The following is a 24,047-nucleotide window of genomic DNA, read 5'->3' on the forward strand; positions in this document are numbered from 1 at the left end:
CCCTCATGTGCCTCACCCCACCGGCGTGCCCTCTTCCCGCGTCAGCCGACTGTCCGACCCCATCAGCCACTTCACGACCGCGTCGCCGTAGTGGGCGGTCTGCGCGTAGAAGGCCCGCAGATCCCGGTGCGCGGCCGCGAACGCGCCCCGTACGTCCCGCTCCAGCTCCGGCATGCCGTAAGGGCGCATCACCTCCTCGCGGGCCCGCTCCCACAGGTCCGCGAAATCCGTGTCCTCCAGGTACTCGGCGACCCGGTCGGCCTGGGCCGCGGTGAGCAGCAGGAACGGCGGCCGGGACGGATCGGGGTGACCGATCGGGCGGCCACCGAGCACCACCTGGGTGCACGGGCCCTCCTGGGCCCGGTGCGGCGGCACGCCCGCGTACAGCAACTCGTGGTGCAGGTACCCCTTGTCCAGCACCTCCTCGCGGTGCCTGCCGATCCGGTCGCGGACGGTGTCCCAGTCGTCGTCGAACAGACGGCGCAACCAGGACGCGCTGTTGCGCAGCGCCGAGGGCGGCACCGCGCGCAGATGGAAGTACACGCTCATCAGTCAGTGGAGCGCACGGCGGCGCCGAGGTGTCACACCCGGTTCCCGCAAGGTTCCTGTGACGGTCCTGGGGCGGCCGTGGGGCAATCCTGCGGCGGTTGCGCGCAGCCGTCCGATCCGGGTGACGAAACCCGAGGTGGGCGCGCTCTTGTCGGTGTGACGACGACTCAGCAGCAGACCAGGCCCACGGCCGCGACGAAGCCGGTGCGATGGGCGGCGGACGCGGTTTCGACCATGCGCGAGGGGGCGCGACTGCGCCTGGACTACTCGGCGCAGAGCCTGTGGCGGGTGGACCGGATCATCGACGACCTGCGCCGGGAGGGCACCCCGTGGGAGGCCGTGGCCGAGGTGCTGCGCGGGCTCGGGGCGTACGCCGGTGAGGTGATCGCCCGGCAGACCGGCGCCGAGTGGTGGGCCTCCGGCGGGGAGCACTGGCTCCGTACGCCCGACGGCAGGCTGTGGGATCCGATCGAGGAGGCCCGCCGCTGCTTCACCGAGGACGGCTCGCTGCGGCTGCTGTGCCGGGACGCGACACGCGGGATATGAACTGCGGCCGGGGCCCCGCCCGGTGAGCGGGACCCCGGCGGGTCGTGTTCCGGGCCGTTACGGCGCGAGCACCTGCCCGAGCCGCCCCCCGGTCGGCGTGCCGAGCACAGACCTGCTGTAGGCCACCGCGTCGGCGATGCCGAGGCCGCCGCTGCTGCTCGGGACGTGCAGCAGGATGCCGTTGAAGGCGTCCTCGCCCTCGGCGCCCACGGTGAGGTCGGCGCGGCCGTAGCCGGACAGGTCGGTCAGCGACACGGACGTACCGAACTGGTCGCCCTTCTCGGCGGCGCCGGGCACGCCCGCGGTGTCCTGCGAGAGGGCCAGCGCGCCGGAGCCGGTCAGCCCGCTCGGGCCGCCCCTGACCAGGACCGCGGTACCCGCGTTGGCGTAGGGGACGCCGCCGCGGGTGAGGTCCTCGTTGCGGGCGCCGGTCAGGACGTCGGCGTAGCCGTCGGCGTCGAAGTCACCGGCCGAGACGGAGATGCCGAAGGCGTCGCCGGACTCGTTGCCGCCGGGCACGCCCGCGGTGTCCTGGTGAACGACCTTCATGCCGGTGGTGGTGAAGCCGGTCGAGGTGCCGAACAGCATGGTGATCTGTCCGCCGGAGATCGCGCCGGACTCCGCGGCGACCGGCTGGCCGATGACGAGGTCGTCGTAGCCGTTGGCGTCGAAGTCACCGGCCGCGACCGAGCGGCCGCCCTTGACCGACAGCACACCCGCCTTGGTCAGGCCGGACGCCGAGCCCGCGAAGCGGACCACGCGGCCGGTGCCGCCCGAGTCGCGGTAGTTCAGGGCCACGTCAAAGTAGCCGTCCCGGTTGAAGTCGCCGCTCGCCGCGTCCAGGTACGCCACCGCACCGGTGGCCGTGGTCAGGGTGCCGGACGTGGTCGCTCCGTCGGTCAGCCGCACGTGGTAGCTGCCGCCCTTGCCGGAGCCCGCGGCGAAGACGTCCGCCTTGCCGTCGCCGTCGAAGTCGCCGACGGCCACCGCCGAACCGAGCTTGGCACCGGCCCGGGTGACGCCGCTCGTGGTGTACGAGAAACCGGTGTCGAGCCCCGGGCCGTACATCACCGTGACCGAGCCGCGGTCGGCGCTGCCGCTGGTGTCGTCCTCGCCCGGGGCGCCGATCGCGAGGTCGGCGTGGCCGTCGCCGTTGACGTCGCCCCAGGCGGTGGCGGCGCCGAAGGCGTCACCGGACTCCGAACTGCCCGGAACCCCCGGGCTGTTCTGGGTCAGGGCGACCCGGGACGCCGGGACGGGACCGTCGACGCTGCCCGGGACGACGGTGACGCTGTTGGCCTTCGGGGTACCGGCGACCAGGTCGCTGACGCCGTCGCGGTTGAAGTCGGCGGTGGGCAGGGCGTGCGAGATGCCCGGCGTCCCGGCGAGCGTCGCGATGTGGCCCAGCTTCGGGTACAGGTTCGCGCCGGGGCAGAGCGTGGTGTTGGTGTCGCGGTGGCCGAAGACCCGCGGCAGGGTGATCTCCGTGCCCGCGGCCACCTTGTTGCCGCTGTAGCCCTTCGGCGCGCGCGAGGTCAGCGTGACCTTGCCGCCCGGGTCGACGCCGTACATGCCGAACTTCCAGGCGACCAGCCGCGCGATGGCGTCGAGGGCGGCCTTGCTGGGCTTGGCCGACTCGAAGTTGCCGATGTAGGAGATGCCGAGCGTGTCGGTGTTGAAACCGGCGTCGTGCGCGCCGACCACCGGCAGGTCCATGCCGCCGCTGCGGCCCTCGAAGATCTGCCCGCACTTGTCGACGACGAAGTTGTAGCCGACGTCGAAGTAGTCCTGGGCGAAGTGCGCCTGCTGGATGGTGCGCATCCGGGCCGCGGACTCGGCGCAGGAGAGCGTGTTGTCCGTGTCGACGCCGGTGTGGTGGACGACGGCGGCCTTGATCCCGGTGCCGTAGGTCGGCGTGCCGTTGTAGTCGGTGGAGGCGCCCCACTGGGCCTGGGTGATGATCGGCGGCTTGACGACCGTGGAGGGGCGGGGCTCGGGGACGGTCCCGGTGGGCGTCGGGGTCGGGGTCGGCGACCCGGTGTCGGTCGGGGTCGAGGTCGGCGACTCGGACTCGGTGGGCGTGGTGGACACGGTCGCCGTGGGGGACTCCGTCGTCGCGGGGGCGGAGGTCTCCGCAGGGGCGGAGGTCTCCGCGGGCGCCGAGGTCTCCGCCGCGAAGGCGGCCGGCCGCAGCTCGGTCTCCGGGCCGGTGCCCGGGTCCAGCAGCTTGATGTCCATCCCGGCGGGCTGGCCGCCCACCTCGGTGCCGTCGTCGCCCACGACCCGCACCTCGACACCGTCGGACTCGCCGGTCCACACCGACTCCGTGCCGCCGCGCAGGGCGGCCCGCTCGGCCTCCCCGCCCTCGGCCTGGCTCGGCTCCAGGACCAGGTCCCGCCACGGCGACCACCTGCCCGTGTCGATGTCCCGGGTGCGCACCTGAGGGGTGCCCCTGGTCTCCGCCTCGGGGTCGTCCCAGGTCACCACGACGGCGCTGAACTGTTCCGTCGCGCGCTTGTCGAGGCCCTTGCGGCCGCCGCCCTCGCTCCGCAGCTTCAGCGTCCGCACCGACGGCGCGCGCTCGGCGGGCTTGTCGTCGGCGGGCGCGGGCGGGTCGGCCATCGCGTACGTGACGACCCCCGCTCCGCTCAGGACGACCGCTCCGACGGTCAGCCAGGCCCGCCGTTTGAGACTGAGCGGTTTGTACGCATGGGTCCGACGTGGACTCAACTACCCCACCCCTAGGGAGATTGGACACAACAGTCACACCTGTAACAGGCATGCCTTCCCCCCAGCGTTGGGCGGACCGCAAACATCACCCTCGCGAAAGGTTGTACGCGGCTGTGTGATTTCTGTGTGCGGATGAGCACAGCCCGAACCTGTGATGCCCGGGTGGCGAAATCCGCTGGGTCGGATGGGGGAGTCGACCGGGCGCGCTCCCGGATCGAGCGAGGGGCGGGGCGATGGGACACACGGACGTCGGGGTGCCGGGCGCGAGCGGGATGCGCGGTCACGCGGCCGACTTCGTCACCCGGGTCACCGCCCGCGGCCGGCTGCCGCTCGACTACTCCGTGGCCAGCCTGCGGGTCGTCGACTTCCTTCTGGACGGCCTGCGCAAGGGCGGCGCCGACCCGGACCGGGCCGCCGAGACCCTCCTCGGGCTCGGCGCGTACGTCGGTGAGGTGCTGGTGCGCCGGGCGGGCGCGCGCTGGGTGGACTGCGACGAGCGGCAGCGGGACCTCTTCGGGCAGCCGGTGGGGGTACGGATGCCGGACGGCCGGGTGTGGAACCCGCTCGGCAAGGTCCGCAACCGGTTCGAGTCCGGGGCACCCGAGGACTCCCTGCGGACCTTCTACCTGACCCTGCACGGGCGGGCCCGCCCGGCCCCGCACCGCGCCCGGCGGGCCGTCGCCTGAGACGGGTGGGGTGACGGCGTCCTGTGACACTTCTGTGAAGCGTGGCGCTGTTGCCCGTGGAGGCGTGAACACAGGGGCGGGGCGTGCCGAACGGCACGGGTCCGCCGTGAACTCGGCAGGACGAGGACAGTTCTTGGGCCAGGGAGCGGAACCCCGCCGCGGGCACGCGCACGACGCCGAGCTGGGCAGGGCGGTGGCGCGGGCGCAGGAGGGCGACGAGGCGGCCTTCGCGGTCGCCTACCGGATCGTGCAGCCCGGACTCCTCGGCTATCTGCGCGGCATCGTCGGCGACGACGCCGAGGACGTGGCCGCCGACGCCTGGCTGGAGATCGCCCGGGACCTCGGCCGGTTCAGGGGCGACGGGGCGGGCTTCCGGGGCTGGAGCGCGACCATCGCCCGGCACCGGGCGCTGGACCATCTGCGCCGGCAGCGGGTACGGCCCCGGGGGACGGCGACCGAGCAGGACGTACTCGATCTTCCGGGACCGCACAGCACGCACGAGCAGGCACTGGAGTCGATCTCCACCGCGCACGCCCTGGAACTGGTGCGGGGGCTGCCCCGGGACCAGGCGGAGGCGGTGCTGCTGCGGGTGGTCGTCGGACTGGACGGACCGGCCGCGGCACGGGTCCTCGGCAAGCGGCCCGGTGCGGTGCGCACGGCCGCGTACCGGGGTCTGAAGCGGCTGGCGGACCAGTTGGGCGCGGCGAGTGTGACGGATGAGAGCCCGCGCACGCTGGGGGAGTCGAAATGAACGTCGTGGGGCGCGCGGGCGTAGGACAGGACAGCGCGGTCCCTCTCACCGGTCGCGGAGACCGCGTCGACCCCACGGGTCACGCGGCCCGCACGGGCCCCAGAGGCCACGCAGGACCCGGCAGGCCGCTGTGCCCCGGGGCGGACAGGGCGGAACAGGAACGGACACGGACATGGGTGAACAGCTGAGCGACGGCGGCGCGGCCGGCCGTCCGAGCGCGCACCCTGGCGGCTCCGACCTGGAGACCCTGCTGGCCGCCGCCATGCGCCCGGAGGCCCTGGACGCCGAGGCCGAGCGGCGTGCCGTCGCCGCCTTCCGCGAGGCCCGGGACGCGGGCGTGCACCGGGCCCGCACCCGGCGCCGCGACGACTGGCGCCCGCGCACCCGCCGCCACACGGCACGCTCCCTGCGCGCCACGCTCTCCCTGATCCTCGCGAGCCTGGCCCTCGGCGGAGTCGCGGTCGCCGCGATCGGCACGGCGGGCTCCTCCTCGGACGCCTCCGACACCGAGCCCGCACGCACCCGGTCCCACCCGGCCCCGGCCCCGTCGCACTCGGGCCCCGTCACCGGCCGTGGCCCGGGCACTCCGGGCCACGGCCCGGCCGACCGCCCGGACACCGCGAAGGACACCGAGGCCCACTGCCGCGCCTACGCCCGCGTGGCGGGCAACGGCAAGGCGCTCAAGTCGACGGCCTGGACGCGGCTGACGCAGGCGGCGGGGGGCGCGGACAAGGTCGAGGCGTACTGCGCGGAACTGCTCGGCGACGAGGCGGAGGAGCCCGGCGAGGCCGCCAGGGCGGAAGAGGGGCGCGGCGCCGCGGGCCGGGGCAGCGAGAACGGCCAGGGCGCCCAGAACGGCGCGGGCAATGCCGGCGGCGGCCGGACCACCGGCCCGAAGAACTGACGCGAGACACCCTCTGCGCCCTGCCAAAGCAACGGCCGGGGCCGCCACCCCCCACAGGAGAGGCCCCGGCCGTCGCGCGGCACGGGCCGCGCGGCGGCCCGTACTTCCTACAGCGCCGAGAGTGCGTTTTCTGTCACACCCCGCGTTGTCCCGACTGTGTTCCGCCTTGTACGGACATGGACGAGCAGCGGTTTCAGGTCGTAACGTGCCTTTCGCGCCGCACGGAAAGTTGAACGATCACTGAAACCGTCGGCGGGCCCGCCTGACCGGGGCATCCACCTGACCACCAACAGAGGTACCGAGTGCTGGGGGACGACGCGGAGCTGACCGCCGCGCTGCTTGCGGCACAGGACGGGGACGAGACCGCGTTCCGGACTGTGTACCGCACGGTGCACCCTCGCCTGCTCGGATACGTACGGACCCTGGTCGGCGACCTCGACGCCGAGGACGTGACGTCGGAGGCGTGGCTGCAGATCGCCCGGGACCTGGAGCGCTTCAGCGGGGACGCGGACCGCTTCCGCGGCTGGGCCGCCCGAATAGCCCGCAACCGGGCGCTGGACCACATACGCATGCGCGGGCGCCGCCCCGCGACCGTCGGCGACGAGACGGAACTGACCGGACGCGCCGCCGAGTGCGACACCGCCGGTGAGGCCATCGAGGCGCTGGCCACCGACAGCACCCTGTCCCTGATCGCCCGGCTCCCGCAGGACCAGGCCGAGGCCGTCGTGCTGCGCGTGGTCGTCGGCCTCGACGCGAAGACCGCCGCCGACACCCTGGGCAAGCGTCCGGGCGCGGTACGCACCGCGGCGCACCGGGGTCTGAAGCGCCTCGCCGAACTCCTCGGCGACCCGCCCGGCACCGATCCGGAATCCGCCGGGGTCCTCGACGCGATGCCCTCTCCGCGAGAACCGCGCGGGCGTGCGGTGACGTCCGCGAGTGTGACGCATACGCGCGCGCGGACGCAGAAGGATGTGTGATGGCCGATGAGCGCTTCAGATGGCTGGACCCCGAGACGGCGGAACGTCTGCTGAACGGTGAGCCACTGGACGCTGTCGACCCGGTCGACCGGGACGAAGCCGAACGCCTCGCCAAGACGCTGGAGGCGCTGACCGCCGAACCGGCCCCGATCAGCACCGAACTCCCGGGCGAGGCCGCCGCGTTGACGGCGTTCCGCGCGGCCCGCTCCCCTCGTGAGGGTGCCTCCGGCGCCCCCGCGGGCGAGGACGCGGCGGACGTCGGCCTGGTCCGGATCGGCACCCCCGCACGCGAGACCCGGGCCCCCCGCTGGGCGCGCCGGGCCCGTTTCGGGCTCGCCGCCGCGCTCGCCGTCGGCATGCTCGGCGGCGTCGCGGTCGCCGCCGGAACCGGAGCCCTGCCCACGCCGTTCGACAGCGACGAACCGAGCCCGGCCGCCTCGGTCTCGGCCGCCGTGCCCGACCGCCCGCAGACGTCGCCGTCCCCGAAGGACACCCTGGGCGGCGAGCCCCCGTCCGGCAGGGAACTGAGCGGGACGATGCCGCCCCCGGCCACCCCGCACCAGCCGGGCACCCGGCCCGACCCCTCCCCCCGCGACGGCCACAAGGACACCGACGAGGCCTGGTCCCGCGCCGCCGTGGCCGCCGCCTGCCGCGACGTCCGGGCCGGTCGCCACCTCTCCGACGAACGCCGCCAGGCCCTGGAAACCCTCGCGGGCCACCCCGCCCGCGTCACGAAGTACTGCAGGGGCCTGCTCGCGGGATTCGGCGTCGACCACGAACGCACCAAGCCCGACGGCCGGGGCAAGGACCACGACGACGACGGCGACCAGGACGACGACGACCGAGGCCGTGGCCACGGCAAGGGGCACGGCCACGGTCAGGGCAAGGGCGAGGGCCACGGCAGGAACCACGGCCGGGACGACGACCGCCGCGACCGCTCCGCCGACGCCCCGACCGACTCCCCGGCGGCCGCCGCGGCCCTGGCCCGCGCCCACCGCCCGGCCCTCTGACCGACGGCCCCGGCACCGCCCCACGGCCCCCAACAATCCCCCACGACACACCCCCTGACCTGCGCATCAGTAAAGCCGCAAGATTTTTTCGCGCGGGGTGTGACGTTTTCGGCGACGGGGGCGCAGTATCAAGTGAGCCGACTGGTCATCGGCCCTCGCACTGAGCCGGGGTTCCCCCCGTACCTACGGCTCGTGCACCTGGCGCGGGCGGGACACGTTCCCCCGGTCCCGTCCGCGCCCCACAGCTACCAGGAGACGACGACCTTGTCGCCGTTGCGGACCTGGTCGAACAGTTCCGCGATCGCCGCCTCGTCCCGGACGTTCACACAGCCGTGCGAGGCGCCCGCGTATCCCCGGGCCGCGAAGTCGGACGAGTAGTGCACCGCCTGGCCCCCGCTGAAGAACATCGCGTACGGCATCGGCGAGTCGTACAGCGTGGAGTGGTGGTGCCGGGACTTCCAGTACACCTGGAACACGCCCTCGCGGGTCGGCGTGTACTGCGAGCCGAAGCGCACCGCCACCGTGGTCAGGGTCCGCCCGTCGATCATCCAGCGCAGGGTGCGGCTCGTCTTGTCGATGCACAGCACCCGCCCGGTCAGGCACCGCGGATCGGGCTCGGCGGCCGGCTGCCCGCCCATCAGGTACAGGTCCCACTTCCCCGGCTCGGTGGTCATCTTCAGCAGCCGCTTCCAGGTGACCGTGTCCGTCTTGCCGGTGCGCGGCAGTCCCCGCTTGCCCTGGAACCCCTTCACCGCCCGCTCGGTCAGGTCGTCGTACGTCCCCGTGGGCCCGTCGAAGAGCCACGCCACCTGCCGCAGCCGGGCCTGCAGTTCCCGGACGTCCCGGCCGGTGTCGCCGCGCGACCAGAGGACCTTGGGCGGCGCGGGGGAGGAAGGGGAGGCACTCGGCTTGGCGTCGTCCGACGCCTTCCCGCCGGGGGACTCCGGGGACGCCGACGCCGACGGCTCACGGTCCGGCAGTTCGATCCGTACCGGGGACCCGCCGTCCTCGCCCGTCTGCACCGTGCAGCCCGCGAGTACGGCCGCCGACGCCAGTGCCGCGGCCGATCTCCTCATGCTCACCATCCGGCCCCCAAAAGACGTGGATGTCCCTAGAGATGCTCCCCGCGGATGACTGGTTGCGAACGACGGTGCATCGTTGTGACCGGGACCGCATCGCGGCTGTGAGGAAGGTCCCAGCGTGCTGCACTCCTCCGGGCGCGCCGCACGCGGCTACAGTCCGTCGAAGGGTCGGGCTGTACCAGTGAGTAATAGGCAGCGAGCGAAACTGCTCGGCGGGAGGCAACACACCATGGCGCGCGAGTCTGAGTCCGGACTGCCCATCGAGCCGGTCTACGGGCCAAAGGACCTGGCGGGCTGGGACGCGGCCGAGAAGCTGGGCGAACCGGGGAAGTACCCCTTCACCCGCGGTGTCTACCCGACGATGTACACCGGCCGCCCCTGGACCATGCGCCAGTACGCCGGCTTCGGTACCGCCACCGAGTCCAACGCCCGCTACAAGCAGCTCATCGCCAACGGCACCATGGGCCTGTCGGTCGCCTTCGACCTGCCCACCCAGATGGGCCACGACTCCGACGCGCCGATCGCCTCCGGCGAGGTCGGCAAAGTCGGTGTGGCCATCGACTCCATCGACGACATGCGCGTCCTGTTCGGCGGGATCCCGCTGGACAAGGTCTCCACGTCGATGACGATCAACGCCCCCGCCGCCCTGCTGCTGCTCCTGTACCAACTGGTCGCCGAGGAGCAGGGCGTCAGCGCCGACAAGCTGACCGGCACGATCCAGAACGACGTGCTGAAGGAGTACATCGCGCGCGGGACGTACATCTTCCCGCCCAAGCCCTCCCTGCGCCTGATCGCGGACATCTTCAAGTACTGCAAGGCCGAGATCCCGAAGTGGAACACGATCTCGATCTCCGGCTACCACATGGCCGAGGCCGGCGCGTCCCCCGCGCAGGAGATCGCGTTCACCCTCGCCGACGGCATCGAGTACGTCCGTACGGCCGTCGCCGCCGGCATGGACGTCGACGACTTCGCCCCCCGTCTGTCCTTCTTCTTCGTGGCCCGCACGACCATCCTGGAGGAGGTCGCCAAGTTCCGCGCGGCCCGCAGGATCTGGGCGCGGGTGATGAAGGAGGAGTTCGGCGCCAAGAACCCCAAGTCGCTGATGCTGCGCTTCCACACCCAGACCGCCGGTGTGCAGCTGACGGCCCAGCAGCCGGAGGTGAACCTGGTCCGCGTCGCCGTCCAGGGCCTCGCGGCGGTCCTCGGCGGCACCCAGTCCCTGCACACCAACTCCTTCGACGAGGCCATCGCGCTGCCGACGGACAAGTCGGCCCGCCTCGCCCTGCGCACCCAGCAGGTACTCGCCTACGAGACCGATGTGACGGCCACCGTCGACCCGTTCGCGGGCTCCTACGTCATCGAGAAGATGACCGACGACGTCGAGGGGGCCGCGCTGGAGCTGATGCGCAAGGTCGAGGAGCTCGGCGGCGCGGTCACCGCCATCGAGCAGGGCTTCCAGAAGAGCGAGATCGAGCGCAGCGCCTACCGCATCGCCCAGGAGACCGACTCCGGCGAGCGGGTGGTCGTCGGCGTCAACCGCTTCCAGCTGGAGGAGGAGGAGCCGTACGAGCCGCTGCGCGTGGACCCCGCCATCGAGGCCCAGCAGGCGGAGCGGCTCGCCAAGCTCCGCGCCGAGCGGGACCAGCAGGCCGTGGACACCGCCCTGGCCGCCCTGAAGAAGGCCGCCGAGGGCGAGGACAACGTCCTGTACCCGATGAAGGACGCCCTGCGCGCCCGCGCGACGGTCGGCGAGGTCTGCAACGCGCTGCGCGAGGTCTGGGGCACCTACGTGCCCTCCGACGCCTTCTGAGGGGCCGTCCGTCTCGCCCTGCGAAATCCGGTAAGGGAGTGTCACACCCTCGTGCGACACTCCCTTCCATGTTCGGCGTGATCGACCTTCCCACCTATCTCGCGGGCCTGATCCTGATCGTCCTGCTGCCCGGCCCCAACTCGCTGTACGTGCTCTCCGTGGCCGCCCGCAAGGGCGTCCGGTCCGGGTACACCGCCGCGGCCGGCGTGTGGTGCGGGGACACGGTGCTGATGACCCTGTCCGCGGCCGGAGTGGCCTCGCTGCTGCAGACCAACGCCGTGCTGTTCGCCGTCGTGAAGTACGCCGGTGCCGGCTATCTGACCTGGCTGGCCGTCGGCATGCTGCGGGCGGCCTGGGGGATGTGGCGGACCCGGCGGGAGGCCACCGCCGAACAGGCCCCGGCCCCGGCCGCCGACGAGCGGCCCTTCCGGCGCGCTTTCGTCGTCAGCCTGCTCAACCCCAAGGCGATCCTGTTCTTCGTCGCCTTCTTCGTGCAGTTCGTCGATCCCCAGTACGCCTACCCGGCGCTGTCCTTCGTGGTGCTGGGCGCCTTCGCCCAGCTCGCCAGCTTCCTCTACCTCAGCGCCCTGATATTCGGCGGGACGAAGCTGGCCGCCGCCTTCCGCCGCCGCAAGCGCCTGTCGGCGGGCGCCACCTCGGCGGCGGGCACGCTGTTCCTCGGCTTCGCGGTGAAGCTGACGATGGCGAGCGCGTAGGCGACCGGAGACCTACAGACCGAACCGGGCGAGATAGGCGGGCAGCCCCTCGGCCGTCGCGCCCGCCCAGCCGACGTACCCGTCCGGCCGTACGAGGAACAGGCCCTGTCCGTAGTACGGCTGCTCCGGGCCGCAGACCACGTGGACCGCTGCGGGCACCTGCGGCACCTCGGTGCCGACGGCGACCAGCGTCCAGTGCGGACCCTTGAACGCGTCGAACAGTCGTACGCCGCCCAGCCTGCCGTCCGGCGCGCGGTCGCCCGCCCGCAGCGGTTCCGGCTCGGTGCGGGTCTCCTCGGTGAGGGAGGAGTCGGGGTAGCCGAGCCCGAGCTGCCGGGTCTCCTTGCCGCGCCGGACTTCCCCGCGGTGCACGCCGGTGGTCAGCTGGAGCATGTCGGCGGCGATCCGGCGCCGCTCCTCCTCGTAGGTGTCCAGCAGCCCGGGGTCGGCCCCGTCGCGCAGCACCGCCCCCAGCTTCCAGCCCAGGTTGTAGGCGTCCTGCACGCTGGTGTTCAGGCCCTGGCCGCCGGCCGGTGAGTGGATGTGCGCCGCGTCCCCGGCGAGGAAGACCCGGCCGACGCGGAAGCTGTCCGCCAGCGCGGCCCGGGGCCGGAAGTCCGAGGCCCACAGGACCTCGGTGACGTCCTCGGGGGCGAGGTGGGTGCGCTCGGCCACCGTCTTGCGCACGCCGTCCGGGGAGGTGTCCACCTCGGCGCCCTCCGGGAACTGCGCCACCACCTGGAAGTCCTCGGTGCCCGCCAGCGGGCAGATGGTGAAGAAGCCCACGGTCTCGGACGGCGGCCAGATGTGCCAGTTGTCCCGGTCGATGCCGGTGAGCCGCACGTCCGCCACCAGCGTCGGCTGCGGGTCGACCGTCTCGCCGGTCATCCCGACCCCGAGCGCCCGCCGCACCGCCGACCGGCCGCCGTCCGCCGCGACCGCGTACCGGGCCCGGACGGTGCCCCCGTCGGCGAAGGTGACGGTCACCCCGTCGGCGTCCTGCTCCAGCGAGACCGCCTCCCGTCCGAAGGCGACGCTCCCGCCCAGCTCCAGCAGCCGGGCGTAGAGGATCTCCTGCGTCCGCCACTGCGGCACCATGCACGAGTCGTTGTAGGGCTCGTCCTCGGTCGGCTCGGCCGGGTCGAACAGGTGGTGCTCACCCAGCCGGCGGCCGTCCTTCCAGACCATCCCGACCGGGTAGCGCCCGCCCGCCGCCTGGATGGCCTCGACGACTCCGAGGTCGTGGAAGACCTCCATCGTCCGGGGCTGGAGCCCCTTGCCGCGCGAGCCGGGGAACAGGGCGTCCGCCTGTTCCACCACCAGCGCGTCCACGCCGCGCCGGGCGAGATCCACGCCGAGGGCGAGCCCGGTCGGCCCCGCACCCACGATCAAAACGTCGGTTTCCATGGCATTTCTCCTTAACGTTGTTAAGTGCCGTCGTTCACGAGGATGGCCTTAACGGCGTTAAGCTGTCAAGCGTGACGAAGGAACGAAGAGCCCCCCTGGACCGCCGCCAGGTGGCCGCCGCCGGGCTGAAGCTGCTGAACGAGGCCGGTCTGCACGGCCTGACCCTGCGGGCCATCGCCAAGGAACTGGACGTCAAGGCGCCGGCCCTCTACTGGCACTTCAAGGACAAGCAGGCCCTGCTGGACGAGATGGCGACCGAGATGTACCGCCGGATGATCGCGGACTCCGACCTGGACCCCGCCGACACCTGGCGGGAGCGGCTGCTGAAGTCCAACCGCGGACTGCGCGCGGCCCTGCTGCGCTACCGCGACGGCGCCAAGGTCTTCAGCGGCTCCAGCTTCACCGGCAACGAGTACGCCGAGCAGATGGAGGACAACCTGCGCCTGTTCACCTCGGCCGGCTTCACCCTGCCGCAGGCGGTCCGGGCCACGACGACCACGTACACCTACACCCTCGGCTTCGTCACCGAGGAGCAGGCGGCCGTGCCCCCCATCGAGGCCAGGGCCGAGCGGCTGGCCGACTTCCCCCTGACGGCGGCGGCGGGCCCGGAGATCTTCGCCGACTTCGACGCGCACTACGAGGAGGGCCTGGCGATGGTCCTCGCCGGGATCGAGGCCACGTACGGGGTGCGCTGACCCCGGGCGGGTCCGTCAGCGGCGCCGCCGCCCGGCGAGGGCGTCCCGCAGCCGCGGCGTCAGCGGCCGCTCGACGTAACGGTTCAGCAGCCGGGCCAGCAGCAGCATCGAGGCGACCGTCAGCGCGAAGGTCGCCCATGAGGACAGGCCGAGCTCCTGGTGGAGGGCCCGGATGACCACCCAGCCCAGATGCTCGTGGACCAGGTAGAAGGGGTACGTCAGCGCCCCGGCCACGGTCAGCCAGCGCCAGTCGGCCCGGCCGAGCAGGCCGAGCGCGACCGCCGCCACGGCCAGGAAGCCGAGCGTCACCACCAGCACGATGCCGAACGAGGAGCGGTGCGCGAAGACGTCCGGCCCCGGCGCCTGCCACAGTCCGCGCACCGCGTAGTGCTGCCCGATCAGCCAGCCCACCCCGGCGATGCCCCAGGCGTAGGGGTCCCGGCGGTCGCGGTGGACGAGGTAGAGGCCGACGCCGCCGATGAAGAACGGCGCGTACTCGGGCATCAGGACCAGGTCCAGCAGCGGCTCGTGCGCGGCCTCGGCGACGACCGCCGCGAGCGTCCAGCCCGCGCAGAACAGCACCACCCGCCGCCGGGTGACGCCGGGCAGGACCACACACAGGGCGAACAGCGCGTAGAAGCGGACCTCCGCCCACAGCGTCCAGCAGACCCCGAGCACCCGGTCGACGCCCAGCGGCTGCTGGAGCATCGTCAGGTTCACCAGCGCGTCACTCGGCGCGACCGCCTCGTAGGCCACGACCGGCAGCGCGAACACCGCGGTCACCAGGAGCACGGCGGCCCAGTACGCGGGCAGCAGCCGGGCGGCGCGGGAGGCGAAGAAGGACTTCAGCGGCCGCCCCCAGCCGCTCATGCAGATCACGAACCCGCTGATGACGAAGAAGACCTGGACGCCCAGGCAGCCGTAGGCGAAGTACCCGTGCAGCGCGGGGAATTGGTCGGCCGCGGAGCTGCCCCAGGCGTCGGAGACCTCGCCGCCCCGCCCGCCGTAGTGATAGGCGGCCACCATCAGCGCGGCCAGCAGCCGCAGTCCGTCCAGCGCGCGCAGCCGGGTCGGTCCGGGAGCCGTCCGCCGCGCCCGCCGGGGCGGATCGATCACCGTGCGGACGGTCGTGGAGGCCACAGAAATTCCCCTTGTCGGATGAACGCCGGGTGCGTGACGCACGCTAGTCAGGGGCGAGGGAATTCCTCAGCAGACCGGCCCGTAATTGGTCCGGTAGTACTGGTGAGTTCACCTGAACGTCGTTTTGCCTTTCTCGTGCGGTCGAAAGGTCCGGGCCCCCACGCGGGTGAGGGCCCGAACGGTTCAGCGTCTCAATGACTTCCCCAACGCCTTCGCCCGCCGCAGCACCCGGCGCGCCACGGAGTTGCGCGGCAGGAACGACAGGCGTTGCGGGATACCGCCGGGCAGGCCGAGGGCGGTCAGGCGCTTGCGCTTGAAGAAGCGGCGGGTGCGCGGGGAGTAGTGCTGGGACAAATAGCGCTCGGCGGCCGGGCGCAGGTCCGCGTGGATCTGCGGCTGCATGGTGAACCCTATGGCGGCGATCAGCGCGCCCAGGGTCTCCTCGGGGACGGGCTCCTCGCCCTCGCGCCGCTCCAGGTCCGGCAGCAGCGCGTCCGCCAGCACGGCGGGGACGCGGTTGCTGTTCTGGTACGGCGCGAGCCCCGCCAGCAGCGGCTCGGTGCCGATGCGGGCGACGGGCAGGCCGTAGAAGGCGGACGCGGTGAACAGGGCGGTGGAGAAGCAGCCGACGACCAGAGCGGGGCGGGACTTCTCGAACAGCGTCTCGGCGAGCACCGGGACGTCCAGCACCGTCAGTTCGACGCCGAGCCGCTCGGCCTCGGTCTCCAGGGCGCGGCTGTAGCGGGCGGGCGCGGTGGGGTGGGGCTTGAAGACCAGCGCGCGGTGCCCGCGGGCGACGGCGCCGCGCACCATCCTCAGGTGCAGTTCCTCCTCTTCCTGCGGCGTCATGATGTTCAGCGCCGACAGGTACTGGCCGAGCAGCAGCGCGCAGTCGTCCGGCAGCACCGGCAGGTCCTCGACCGCGCCCGCGAGTTCGCCCATCACCTTCAGGAAGGCCTCGCCCGGCACCACCTCGGCGGGCACCCCGAACTCGGTGAGCAGCAGCGGGGTCAGGCCCGGCACCAGCTCCAGGTGGAGCAGGCGCCGCACCCGGGTGCCGACCAGCGGGTCGAGCTTGTTGCGGGTGGGGCCGTAGCTCATCAGGCCGTCGGCGTAGACATGGACGGGGGCGCCGGTGAAGATCTGCGCCACCGCGAGCGCCGGGTTGACCTGGAGGGACTCCAGGACCAGCTCCACCCGGTCCTCGCCCAGCCCCCACAGCAGCCGCACGTACCGCTCGAACAGCGGCAGGTCCTCCTGGCGCGGCGCCCAGGCGCCGGGGTGGAAGGGGCGGATCGCCTCGTTGAAGGAGAGCACCGCGTCGAAGTGGTCGCGCAGTGGCTCGAACCCCGGCATCCGGTCGACGGGCACCGTGGTCTCCGGGCAGGCGGAGGTGGTGAACACCAGCAGCAGCCGGCGGTCCGCCTCCGCGAAGCACCCCGACTCCAGCGCGGCGGCCAGCGTGGCGGCGCCGTACAGGGTGGAGACGCAGTGGATCTGGGTGGTCCGACGAGCAGTCATGCGGCCGCCTTGGCAGTGGTGAACCGGCGCCGCAGCCGCCGCAGCCGGCCGGCCCGGCGCAGGTCCATGGTGTCGAGTACGTCTCCGAGCGCGTCCTGCGGCATGCGCTGTATGGCCGCCGCGCTCATGGTCCGCAGCTTCCTGGCCACGGCCGGTTCCCACTTGGACTCGTCCGACAGATGGTGGGCGATGATCGCGCAGTAGGTGCGTACCGCCTTGGGCAGCAGCCGGTCCGCCTCCCGGTCGGCCGCCGTCTCCTCGACCACCTGGTCGAAGGCCCGGATGAAGTCGAGCTGACGGACATCACCGATCTGGGTGAGCGAACCGGCCACGCCCCGGCGGTAGAAGACGCCGAGCAGGCCGAGCACGGCGAACGACCTCGCCTCGCGGTGCAGCTTCCAGATCCACGGCCGGTCCTCCGCGGTGCGCAGTCCGTCCGTGAAGTGCAGCAGCCCCGCGTCCAGCAGCCGGCGGGAGTAGGCGCCGGCCCAGGCGTAGGCGTAGTCCACGGAGGTCGTCCGGTCGGCGGGCAGGATCGCCGCGCGCGGGTCGAGGACCTCGCCGCGGCGGCCGTGCGGCACCCGGTGCACCGAACGGGCCCGGGCCTTGGCCTGGACGTGGTCGGTGCGCACGAAGTCGCAGCCCAGTTCCTCGACGGCGGCGGCCAGTTCGCCGAGGTAGCCCGGCGCCAGCCAGTCGTCGCCGTCGAGGAAGGTGAGGAACTCCCCTCCCGCCTCGTCCAGTCCGGTGTTGCGGGCGGTGGCGAGTCCTCCGTTCACCTCGCGTCGGATGTAGCGCACCTGTGCGACATCCGAGAGTTGTTCGGCAGCGCGTTCGAGGATCACCGGAGTGTCATCCGCCGAATGGTCGTCCACCAGGATGAACTCGAAGTCCTTACGAGCATTGGCCCGAAGACTTCTCAGAGTGTCCGGCGCGTATTGCTGCACGTTGTAGAACGGCACGATCACGGAAAGCTTTGGCACCCGCAGAAGATTAGAACGGCGGTCCGCGAGGGAACTTGACGGCGCGCGTACGGCGGGTGAACTGAATGTGTCGGATCCGTGCATCGCCCGTGCTTTCCGCCTTTCCACGGGCCGGTTCGACTCGCGGTGGGGTGTTGTTAACTCTTTGTTGATTCGAGGTTGGGCTATACCTGGGAAATGCTTCCTAGCGTCTTCTTCGTGCCAGCAAGTACAACGAAGCCGCCGCGCATCGCCGTCCTCGCGGACTCCGACACCCGATGGAAATGGGGTGCTCTCACGGCGGGCCGCATCGCCCCGGGCCCGGCCGTCGAATCCGGAGCCGGGGATGGCCCGCAAGCCGCCCTTGTCCTCGACGGGTTCCTGCTGCGCGGCCGGGCCACGCCCACCGCCCGCCAACTGGCCGAGGTCGGCGTGCGCGCGGACTCGCTGCGCGAGGTGACGGCGGTGGAGTTCCTGCGCGCGATGGGGGAGGAGGAGTACGACATGGTCGTACTGGCCCTCGTCGGCGGCGGGGTGCAGGCCGTGCTGCACGGCCTCAAGCGTGTGTGGGAGGACCGCGAGAAGCGTCCCGTCGTGATCACCGGCTATGTCGGCGTCGTCTACGAGAAGCTCGCCGACGGACTGCTGCTGCGGCACGGCGCCGACCTCGTCCTCGCCAACTCCCGCCAGGACGCCGAGCGGTTCCGCGCGGTCTACGAGGGCGTCGGCGCCGACGCCTCGGCGGTCACCGAGGTCGCGCTGCCGTTCCTGGGCGGCGCGCCCTACACCGGGGAGCACGACCCGTACACGGTGGTCTTCGCCGCGCAGCCCTCCGTCCCGGAGAACCGCCGGGACCGTACGTACCTGCTGGAGCGCCTGGTCCGGCACGCCCGGCTGCACCCCGAGCGGCAGGTCCTGCTGAAGCTGCGCTCCAGACCGGGCGAACACACCACGCACATCGAGGAGTTGCCGTACCAGAAGCTCGCGGAGAAGCTGGCCGCCCCCGCCAACTTCCAGCTGGTGTACGGGCATATGGGCGAGGTGCTGGACCGCACCGACCTGCTGGTCACCGTCAGCTCCACGGCCGCCCTGGAGTCCCTGCACCGCCGTATCCCCACCGCGGTCCTCACCGACCTCGGGGTGCGTGAGCAGCTCGGCAACCACCACTTCGTCGGATCCGGCTGCCTGGCCTCCTGGGACCAGCTGGACGCGGGCCACCGCCCGGTCCCCGACGAGGAGTGGGTGTCCCGCCAGGGCGTGGCCACGGACGGCGCGTTCGACGCGGCCCGCGAACGGATCGCCAAGCTGCTGGCCCTGCCGCTCCCGCCGCTGACCCCGTACTACACCCCCGCCACGGCCCCCGGATACCTCCCCGGCATCCTCGCCCGCCACCACCTCGCCCCGGACGGCTCCCCGCTTCCCGGCGCCCCGGCCCACGACCGAGCCCCCGGCCCGGTCCGCCAACTCGTCCGCCGAGCCGCCCGCGGCGCCTACCGGCACGGCGTGCAGCGGGTGGCGCCGGTGATCCGGCGGATGGGGGAGCTGTGAGCGCCGCGGCTCTTCCCGGCGGAGCTGTGAGCGTCGGGGCTTGTTCTGGCGGAGCTGTGAGCGCCGCGGCTCTTCCCCGCACGGCGGACGCCAGTACAGCGACCGCCACCCCGGCCCCGCCCCGTACGCCCCGCCGGCCCGTGCAGCAGACGCACCCCTGCCCGGTCCGCCGGGCGCTGCCACCGGCCCCCGCCCTCCGGCGACCGGAGCGTGACCTGTGAAGACCACACCCGTCCCCCACCCCGCACCAGGAGTGCACCCCATGCCCGACTCGCCCGCCCCCGCGCGCCGTGTGCTCGCCGTCATCCCCGCCCGCGGTGGCTCCAAGGGCGTGCCCGCGAAGAACCTCGCCCCTGTCGGCGGTGTGCCGCTGGTCGCCCGGGCGGTGCGTGAGTGCCGGGCCGGGCGGCTGGTGACCGATGTCGTGGTCTCCACCGACGACCAGGCCATCGCCGCCGCCGCCCGGCAGGCCGGCGCCGAGGTCGTACTGCGGCCCGCCGCCATCGCCGGGGACACCGCCACCTCCGAGGCCGCCGTGCTGCACGCCCTGGACAGCCACGAGGAACGGCACCGGACCGAGGTGGACGTGGTGCTGCTCGTGCAGTGCACCAGCCCCTTCGTGACCCGCGAGGACATCGACGCCGTCACGGCGGCGGTGGTGGAGAACGGCGCCGACACCGCGGTCACCGTGGCCCCCTTCCACGGCTTCGTCTGGCGCGACGCCGAGGAACCCGAGGAGGGCGGCGTCGGCGTCAACCACGACAAGTCCTACCGCCCGCGCCGCCAGGACCGCCCCCAGGACTACCTGGAGACCGGCACCGCCTACGCGATGGACGCGGCCGGTTTCCGCACCCACCACCACCGCTTCTTCGGCCGCACCGAACTGGTCCGCACCGACCCCGCGCGCGTGCTGGAGATCGACGACCCGCACGACCTCGCGCGGGCCCGCGCCCTCGCGCCCCTGTTCGACGCGGGCCGCCCCGGCGCGCTGCCGGCCGCCGAGGACATCGACGCGGTCGTCCTCGACTTCGACGGCACCCAGACCGACGACCGGGTGCTGATCGACGCCGACGGAAGGGAGTTCGTCTCCGTGCACCGCGGGGACGGCCTCGGCATCGCGGCCCTGCGTCAGGCGGGCCTGCGGATGCTGATCCTCTCCACGGAACAGAACCCGGTGGTCGCCGCCCGGGCCCGGAAGCTCAAGATCCCGGTCCTGCACGGCGTCGACCGCAAGGACCTCGCCCTCAAGCAGTGGTGCGAGGAGCAGGGCATCGCGCCGGAGCGCGTGCTCTACGTCGGCAACGACGTCAACGACCTCCCGTGCTTCGCCCTCGTGGGCTGGCCGGTGGCGGTCGCGAGCGCCCACGACGTCGTGCGCGGCGCCGCACGCGCCGTCACCACCGTCCCGGGCGGCGACGGCGCGATCCGGGAGATCGCCGGCTGGATCCTCGGCCCCTCCCTCGATTCCCTCACCAAGTAAGGACACCTCCCGCCATGAGCAACTCCCGACTCCGCTCGTTCGGTCCCTCGCGCCTGGCCGGTCCCGGCCAGCCCGTCTACATCTGCGGCGAGATCGGCATCAACCACAACGGCGAGCTGGAGAACGCCTTCAAGCTGATCGACGCCGCCGCCGAGGCCGGCTGCGACGCCGTCAAGTTCCAGAAGCGCACCCCGGAGATCTGCACCCCGCGCGACCAGTGGGACATCGAGCGCGACACCCCCTGGGGCCGCATGACCTACATCGACTACCGCCACCGCGTGGAGTTCGGCGAGCAGGAGTACCGCCGGATCGACGAGTACTGCAAGGAGAAGGGGATCGACTGGTTCGCCTCCCCCTGGGACATCGAGTCCGTCGCCTTCCTGGAGAAGTTCGACGTCCCGGCCCACAAGGTGGCCTCCGCCTCGCTCACCGACGACGAGCTGCTGCGCGCCCTGCGCGCCACCGGCCGCACCGTCATCCTCTCCACCGGCATGTCGACCCCGCGTCAGATCCGCCACGCGGTGGAGGTGCTGGGCTCGGACAACATCGTGCTCTGCCACGCCACCTCGACGTACCCGGCGAAGGCGGAGGAGCTCAACCTGCGGGTCATCCACACCCTCCAGGCCGAGTACCCGAACGTCCCGATCGGCTACTCCGGCCACGAGACCGGCCTGCAGACCACCCTCGCCGCGGTCGCGCTCGGCGCCGCCTTCGTCGAGCGGCACATCACCCTCGACCGCGCCATGTGGGGCTCGGACCAGGCCGCCTCGGTCGAGCCGCAGGGCCTGACCCGGCTGGTGCGCGACATCCGCACCATCGAGGCGTCCCTCGGCGACGGCATCAAGAAGGTCTACGAGTCCGAGCTGGGCCCGATGAGGAAGCTGCGCCGGGTCCAGGGCGTCGTCGTCGAGGCGGAGAACGCCGCGGCGGCCGGCGAACCCGTGTCGGTCTGAGCCTGTTGGATCGGATCTGAGAGGATTTGATCCGATCCAACCCGTTAATCAGATCCCACCCGTTAGTCAGATCCAACCTGTTAGTCAGCCCCCACCCGTTAGTCAGATCCCACCTGCTGGTCGGACCCCATCTGTTGGTCGGATCCAGCAGCCCTCGGATCCGATTCAACCCACCCCCGATTCTCCAACGACGGGACGGTCGTACGCAGATGAGCCCCCGCGCCGGGAATGCCGGTACCCGCAGCCTCGCGTTCGTCGAGAGCCCCGTACAGCTGCTGAACGTGCTGGAGTGGGCCCACGCGCACCCGCACGCGCTCGGCGCGGGGCTCACCGTGGTGGTCCTGTCCCCGGTCGACCCGATGACCCGCGGCCAGCTGCGCCGGATGGCGGAGCTGGCCCGTGAGGAGGGGCACGAGCTGCGCTGGGAGGAGGCGCGCGGCGGCGCGGGCGCGCCGTTCCGTACCGTGGCGGGCCTGGCGGGCATGCTCCGCCGGGCTCCGCGTGTGGTCCTCGGGGACCCCTTCTCCCGCTATGTCCAGCTCCTGCTGGCCATCACCCCGGCCCGGGACCTGGTGGTGGTGGACGACGGCACGGCGACCATGGAGTTCGTCGCCCAACTGGCCCGCGGCGAGCGCCTGGTGCGCTGGCACCGCAAGGGGGGCCGTACGGCCCCCCGGGACCTGGTTCTGGCCCCGGCCTCCTCGGCGGCCCGCCGCAGGCTCACCCCGGGCCGCGGCCGCCGGGTGCAGGTCTTCTCCTCGATGCCGATGCAGGAGACCCTGCCGGGCCTGGAGGTCTCGGCGAACACCTTCGCCTGGACCCGGTCCCGCTTCGGCCCGCCCCGCATCACCCGGAGTGCCGACCTGGTCGGCACCTCCCTGGTGGAGACCGGCGTGGTCGACGGCGACCGCTACCTGGAGGCGGTGCGCTACCTGGCGAGGACCCACGGCGCGACCCGCTACTTCGCGCACCGCCGGGAGAGCGCCGACAAGCTGCACCGGCTGGCCGTCGAGACGGGCCTGGAAGTCGTCCGCCCGGACCTCCCCCTGGAGCTGATCGCCTGCCGCGGCCCGATCGGCAGCGAGGTCCTCAGCTTCCCCTCCACGGTCGTCCACACCCTTCCCCTGGCCCTGGCCGGGACGGACGTACGGCTGGCGGTCTGCGACATCGACCCCGCCTGGCTCACCTCCCACGCCTCTCCGCGCGCCCACGGCTTCCTCTCCGGAGTCACCGGCTCGGCGAAGGGCGTCCACCGGCTGGCGGTGAACCTGGCCTGAGCCGTGTGGGCGTACTCCGTTCGGCGGACGGCTTGAATTTGGTATGGACCTGCCAAGGCAGGGGTTCTACGGTGCGAGCGAGTGCGTTCTGAGAGCGCTCTCACCTCCTCCAGCTCCCCACAACCCCGCCAGGAGGCCCCCCATGAGACGCACCGTCACCCTGCGCGCCGCCGTAGCGGCCCTGCTCCTCGCCACCGGACTCGGCACCGCCCAGGCGAGCACCGCGAACGCCGCCCCCACCCCCGGAGCCACCGAGACCTCCGTCTCGCCCGGTCTGCTCGACGCCATGAGCCGCGACCTCGGCCTGACGAAGACCCAGGCGAAGGAGCGGCTGCGCGCCGAACGCGCCGCCCTCGACACCGAGCAGGCCGCCCGGTCGGCGGCCGGGCGCGCCTACGGCGGCTCCTGGTTCGAGCCGTCCACCGGCAGGCTCGTGGTCGCCCTCACCGACCGCGCCAAGGCCGGCGAGATACGCGCCCTCGGTGCCGACACCCGGCTCGTGAAGCACAGCGCCGCCGCCCTGGACCGGGTCACGACCCGGCTGAACGCGCTCTTGGCACCGTCCGGAGTGGCCGGCTGGCACGTCGACCCCGAGGCCAACAGCGTGGTCGTCACGGTCGTACGCGGCGAACGGAACGCCTCCGCCGTACGGGCCTTCGTCGACCGCGCCCGGAGCACCGGCCCCGTCGAGGTCGCGTACACGCCCGAGGCGCCGCGCACCTACGCGGCGGGCACCGTCGGCGGTGACCCGTACTACACGGGAAACGTCCGCTGCTCCATAGGCTTCTCCGTGCACGGCGGCTTCGTCACCGCCGGGCACTGCGCACAGGCCGGGGCGGCGGTGCGCGGCTGGGACGGCTCGGCCATGGGCACCTTCCAGGGCTCCTCGTTCCCCGGCAACGACTACGCCTACGTCAGCATCCACAGCGGCTGGTGGACCGTGCCGGTGGTCCTCGGCTGGGGCACGATCCCGGACCGCCTGGTCCGCGGTTCCGCGGAGGCCCCGGTGGGTACCTCGATCTGCCGCTCCGGCTCCACGACCCACTGGCACTGCGGCACGGTCCTGGCCAGGAACGAGACCGTCAACTACGCCCAGGGCGCCGTCCACCAGATGACCAAGACCAGCGTCTGCGCCGAGCCCGGTGACTCCGGCGGCTCCTTCATCAGCGGCGACCAGGCGCAGGGCGTCACCTCCGGCGGCTGGGGCAACTGCTCCACCGGCGGCGAGACCTGGTTCCAGCCGGTCAACGAGATCCTCTCCCGTTACGGCCTGACCCTGCACACCGCCTGACCGACCGCCGGC

At 72.6% G+C, this 24,047-nt stretch carries 21 protein-coding genes; 14 read left to right on the plus strand and 7 right to left on the minus strand.

Going from position 1 to position 24,047, the window contains the following annotated elements; translation table 11 throughout:
• Positions 1-12: 12 nt before the first annotated feature.
• Positions 13-549, minus strand: a complete 537-nt coding sequence (locus ACZ7L7_RS10290; protein ID WP_453601018.1) for a DUF1877 family protein — start codon at positions 547-549, stop codon at positions 13-15.
• A gap of 156 nt (positions 550-705) precedes the next feature.
• Here ACZ7L7_RS10290 and ACZ7L7_RS10295 point away from each other — a divergent pair, with 156 nt between their 5' ends.
• A complete protein-coding gene (locus tag ACZ7L7_RS10295; protein WP_285510490.1) occupies positions 706-1,095 on the plus strand; it encodes a hypothetical protein in 390 nt (129 codons plus the stop codon).
• 57 nt (positions 1,096-1,152) lie between these two features.
• Here the strand turns inward: ACZ7L7_RS10295 and ACZ7L7_RS10300 are convergent, their stop codons facing one another.
• The gene (locus ACZ7L7_RS10300; protein WP_471592721.1) at positions 1,153-3,825 is read right to left on the minus strand and encodes an FG-GAP-like repeat-containing protein; all 2,673 of its coding nucleotides are present in this window, start codon (positions 3,823-3,825) and stop codon (positions 1,153-1,155) included.
• 233 nt (positions 3,826-4,058) lie between these two features.
• Here ACZ7L7_RS10300 and ACZ7L7_RS10305 point away from each other — a divergent pair, with 233 nt between their 5' ends.
• The 5 genes from ACZ7L7_RS10305 to ACZ7L7_RS10325 all read left to right on the plus strand — a co-directional run bounded on the left by ACZ7L7_RS10305 (position 4,059) and on the right by ACZ7L7_RS10325 (position 8,153).
• On the plus strand, positions 4,059-4,511 hold the full coding sequence (locus ACZ7L7_RS10305) for a hypothetical protein (RefSeq protein ID WP_285510488.1): 453 nt from the start codon (positions 4,059-4,061) through the stop codon (positions 4,509-4,511).
• Positions 4,512-4,644: 133 nt separating this feature from the next.
• Positions 4,645-5,262 carry an RNA polymerase sigma factor gene (locus ACZ7L7_RS10310; RefSeq protein ID WP_285510487.1) on the plus strand — a complete coding sequence of 206 codons (618 nt, stop codon included), beginning with the start codon at positions 4,645-4,647 and terminating at the stop codon, positions 5,260-5,262.
• Positions 5,263-5,434: 172 nt separating this feature from the next.
• On the plus strand, positions 5,435-6,166 hold the full coding sequence (locus tag ACZ7L7_RS10315; RefSeq protein WP_285510486.1) for a hypothetical protein: 732 nt from the start codon (positions 5,435-5,437) through the stop codon (positions 6,164-6,166).
• 302 nt (positions 6,167-6,468) lie between these two features.
• Positions 6,469-7,143 carry an RNA polymerase sigma factor gene (locus tag ACZ7L7_RS10320; protein WP_093724993.1) on the plus strand — a complete coding sequence of 225 codons (675 nt, stop codon included), beginning with the start codon at positions 6,469-6,471 and terminating at the stop codon, positions 7,141-7,143.
• Complete coding sequence (locus ACZ7L7_RS10325; protein WP_472075522.1) at positions 7,143-8,153, plus strand: hypothetical protein; 1,011 nt, start codon at positions 7,143-7,145, stop codon at positions 8,151-8,153. Before ACZ7L7_RS10320 ends, ACZ7L7_RS10325 begins: the two co-directional genes overlap by 1 nt.
• Positions 8,154-8,398: 245 nt before the next feature.
• On the opposite strand, the gene ACZ7L7_RS10330 is transcribed toward ACZ7L7_RS10325, so the two are convergent.
• Positions 8,399-9,229 carry a L,D-transpeptidase family protein gene (locus ACZ7L7_RS10330; protein WP_285510484.1) on the minus strand — a complete coding sequence of 277 codons (831 nt, stop codon included), beginning with the start codon at positions 9,227-9,229 and terminating at the stop codon, positions 8,399-8,401.
• Positions 9,230-9,464: 235 nt separating this feature from the next.
• Here ACZ7L7_RS10330 and ACZ7L7_RS10335 point away from each other — a divergent pair, with 235 nt between their 5' ends.
• Positions 9,465-11,045 carry an acyl-CoA mutase large subunit family protein gene (locus ACZ7L7_RS10335; RefSeq protein WP_285510483.1) on the plus strand — a complete coding sequence of 527 codons (1,581 nt, stop codon included), beginning with the start codon at positions 9,465-9,467 and terminating at the stop codon, positions 11,043-11,045.
• Positions 11,046-11,113: 68 nt separating this feature from the next.
• Complete coding sequence (leuE, locus tag ACZ7L7_RS10340) at positions 11,114-11,761, plus strand: leucine efflux protein LeuE (protein ID WP_093724987.1); 648 nt, start codon at positions 11,114-11,116, stop codon at positions 11,759-11,761.
• A gap of 12 nt (positions 11,762-11,773) precedes the next feature.
• On the opposite strand, the gene ACZ7L7_RS10345 is transcribed toward leuE, so the two are convergent.
• Positions 11,774-13,168 carry an FAD-dependent oxidoreductase gene (locus ACZ7L7_RS10345; RefSeq protein ID WP_472075524.1) on the minus strand — a complete coding sequence of 465 codons (1,395 nt, stop codon included), beginning with the start codon at positions 13,166-13,168 and terminating at the stop codon, positions 11,774-11,776.
• 71 nt (positions 13,169-13,239) lie between these two features.
• On the opposite strand from ACZ7L7_RS10345, the gene ACZ7L7_RS10350 reads away from it, so the two are divergent.
• Complete coding sequence (locus ACZ7L7_RS10350) at positions 13,240-13,863, plus strand: TetR/AcrR family transcriptional regulator C-terminal domain-containing protein (RefSeq protein WP_472075526.1); 624 nt, start codon at positions 13,240-13,242, stop codon at positions 13,861-13,863.
• 15 nt (positions 13,864-13,878) lie between these two features.
• Here ACZ7L7_RS10350 and ACZ7L7_RS10355 read toward each other — a convergent pair whose 3' ends face one another.
• The 3 genes from ACZ7L7_RS10355 to ACZ7L7_RS10365 form a co-directional block, all read right to left on the minus strand.
• Entirely contained in the window at positions 13,879-15,003 is a 1,125-nt protein-coding gene (locus ACZ7L7_RS10355) for an acyltransferase family protein (protein ID WP_453600999.1), read from the minus strand.
• A 183-nt stretch (positions 15,004-15,186) separates the two neighbouring features.
• The gene (locus ACZ7L7_RS10360; RefSeq protein ID WP_472075528.1) at positions 15,187-16,524 is read right to left on the minus strand and encodes an alpha-2,8-polysialyltransferase family protein; all 1,338 of its coding nucleotides are present in this window, start codon (positions 16,522-16,524) and stop codon (positions 15,187-15,189) included.
• Complete coding sequence (locus tag ACZ7L7_RS10365; protein ID WP_285510479.1) at positions 16,521-17,507, minus strand: glycosyltransferase family 2 protein; 987 nt, start codon at positions 17,505-17,507, stop codon at positions 16,521-16,523. The genes ACZ7L7_RS10360 and ACZ7L7_RS10365 overlap by 4 nt, the downstream gene beginning before the upstream one ends.
• A 198-nt stretch (positions 17,508-17,705) precedes the next feature.
• On the opposite strand from ACZ7L7_RS10365, the gene ACZ7L7_RS10370 reads away from it, so the two are divergent.
• The 5 genes from ACZ7L7_RS10370 (at position 17,706) to ACZ7L7_RS10390 (ending at position 24,035) form a co-directional block, all read left to right on the plus strand.
• The gene (locus ACZ7L7_RS10370; RefSeq protein WP_285510478.1) at positions 17,706-19,034 is read left to right on the plus strand and encodes a DUF6716 putative glycosyltransferase; all 1,329 of its coding nucleotides are present in this window, start codon (positions 17,706-17,708) and stop codon (positions 19,032-19,034) included.
• A 262-nt stretch (positions 19,035-19,296) separates the two neighbouring features.
• A complete protein-coding gene (locus ACZ7L7_RS10375; RefSeq protein WP_453600990.1) occupies positions 19,297-20,514 on the plus strand; it encodes an N-acylneuraminate cytidylyltransferase in 1,218 nt (405 codons plus the stop codon).
• A gap of 14 nt (positions 20,515-20,528) precedes the next feature.
• Positions 20,529-21,467, plus strand: coding sequence for an N-acetylneuraminate synthase family protein (locus tag ACZ7L7_RS10380; RefSeq protein WP_285510476.1), 939 nt, complete (start codon positions 20,529-20,531; stop codon positions 21,465-21,467).
• Between the two features lie 209 nt (positions 21,468-21,676).
• The gene (locus ACZ7L7_RS10385) at positions 21,677-22,744 is read left to right on the plus strand and encodes a hypothetical protein (protein ID WP_285510475.1); all 1,068 of its coding nucleotides are present in this window, start codon (positions 21,677-21,679) and stop codon (positions 22,742-22,744) included.
• Between the two features lie 142 nt (positions 22,745-22,886).
• The gene (locus tag ACZ7L7_RS10390) at positions 22,887-24,035 is read left to right on the plus strand and encodes a S1 family peptidase (RefSeq protein ID WP_285510474.1); all 1,149 of its coding nucleotides are present in this window, start codon (positions 22,887-22,889) and stop codon (positions 24,033-24,035) included.
• Positions 24,036-24,047 lie beyond the last annotated feature (12 nt).

Source organism: Streptomyces sp. NPDC110618 (assembly GCF_055657065.1).

What these genes read in the sequence shown, in the direction of transcription:
- ACZ7L7_RS10380 (WP_285510476.1), top strand. Translation starts at nt 20,529, where the DNA reads ATGAGCAACTCCCGACTCCGCTCGTTCGGTCCCTCGCGCCTGGCCGGT.
- ACZ7L7_RS10325 (WP_472075522.1), top strand. Translation starts at nt 7,143, where the DNA reads ATGGCCGATGAGCGCTTCAGATGGCTGGACCCCGAGACGGCGGAACGT.
- leuE (WP_093724987.1), top strand. Translation starts at nt 11,114, where the DNA reads ATGTTCGGCGTGATCGACCTTCCCACCTATCTCGCGGGCCTGATCCTG.
- ACZ7L7_RS10335 (WP_285510483.1), top strand. Translation starts at nt 9,465, where the DNA reads ATGGCGCGCGAGTCTGAGTCCGGACTGCCCATCGAGCCGGTCTACGGG.
- ACZ7L7_RS10330 (WP_285510484.1), bottom strand. Translation starts at nt 9,229, where the DNA reads ATGAGGAGATCGGCCGCGGCACTGGCGTCGGCGGCCGTACTCGCGGGC.
- ACZ7L7_RS10290 (WP_453601018.1), bottom strand. Translation starts at nt 549, where the DNA reads ATGAGCGTGTACTTCCATCTGCGCGCGGTGCCGCCCTCGGCGCTGCGC.
- ACZ7L7_RS10345 (WP_472075524.1), bottom strand. Translation starts at nt 13,168, where the DNA reads ATGGAAACCGACGTTTTGATCGTGGGTGCGGGGCCGACCGGGCTCGCC.
- ACZ7L7_RS10305 (WP_285510488.1), top strand. Translation starts at nt 4,059, where the DNA reads ATGGGACACACGGACGTCGGGGTGCCGGGCGCGAGCGGGATGCGCGGT.
- ACZ7L7_RS10360 (WP_472075528.1), bottom strand. Translation starts at nt 16,524, where the DNA reads ATGACTGCTCGTCGGACCACCCAGATCCACTGCGTCTCCACCCTGTAC.
- ACZ7L7_RS10385 (WP_285510475.1), top strand. Translation starts at nt 21,677, where the DNA reads ATGAGCCCCCGCGCCGGGAATGCCGGTACCCGCAGCCTCGCGTTCGTC.
- ACZ7L7_RS10390 (WP_285510474.1), top strand. Translation starts at nt 22,887, where the DNA reads ATGAGACGCACCGTCACCCTGCGCGCCGCCGTAGCGGCCCTGCTCCTC.
- ACZ7L7_RS10315 (WP_285510486.1), top strand. Translation starts at nt 5,435, where the DNA reads ATGGGTGAACAGCTGAGCGACGGCGGCGCGGCCGGCCGTCCGAGCGCG.
- ACZ7L7_RS10375 (WP_453600990.1), top strand. Translation starts at nt 19,297, where the DNA reads ATGCCCGACTCGCCCGCCCCCGCGCGCCGTGTGCTCGCCGTCATCCCC.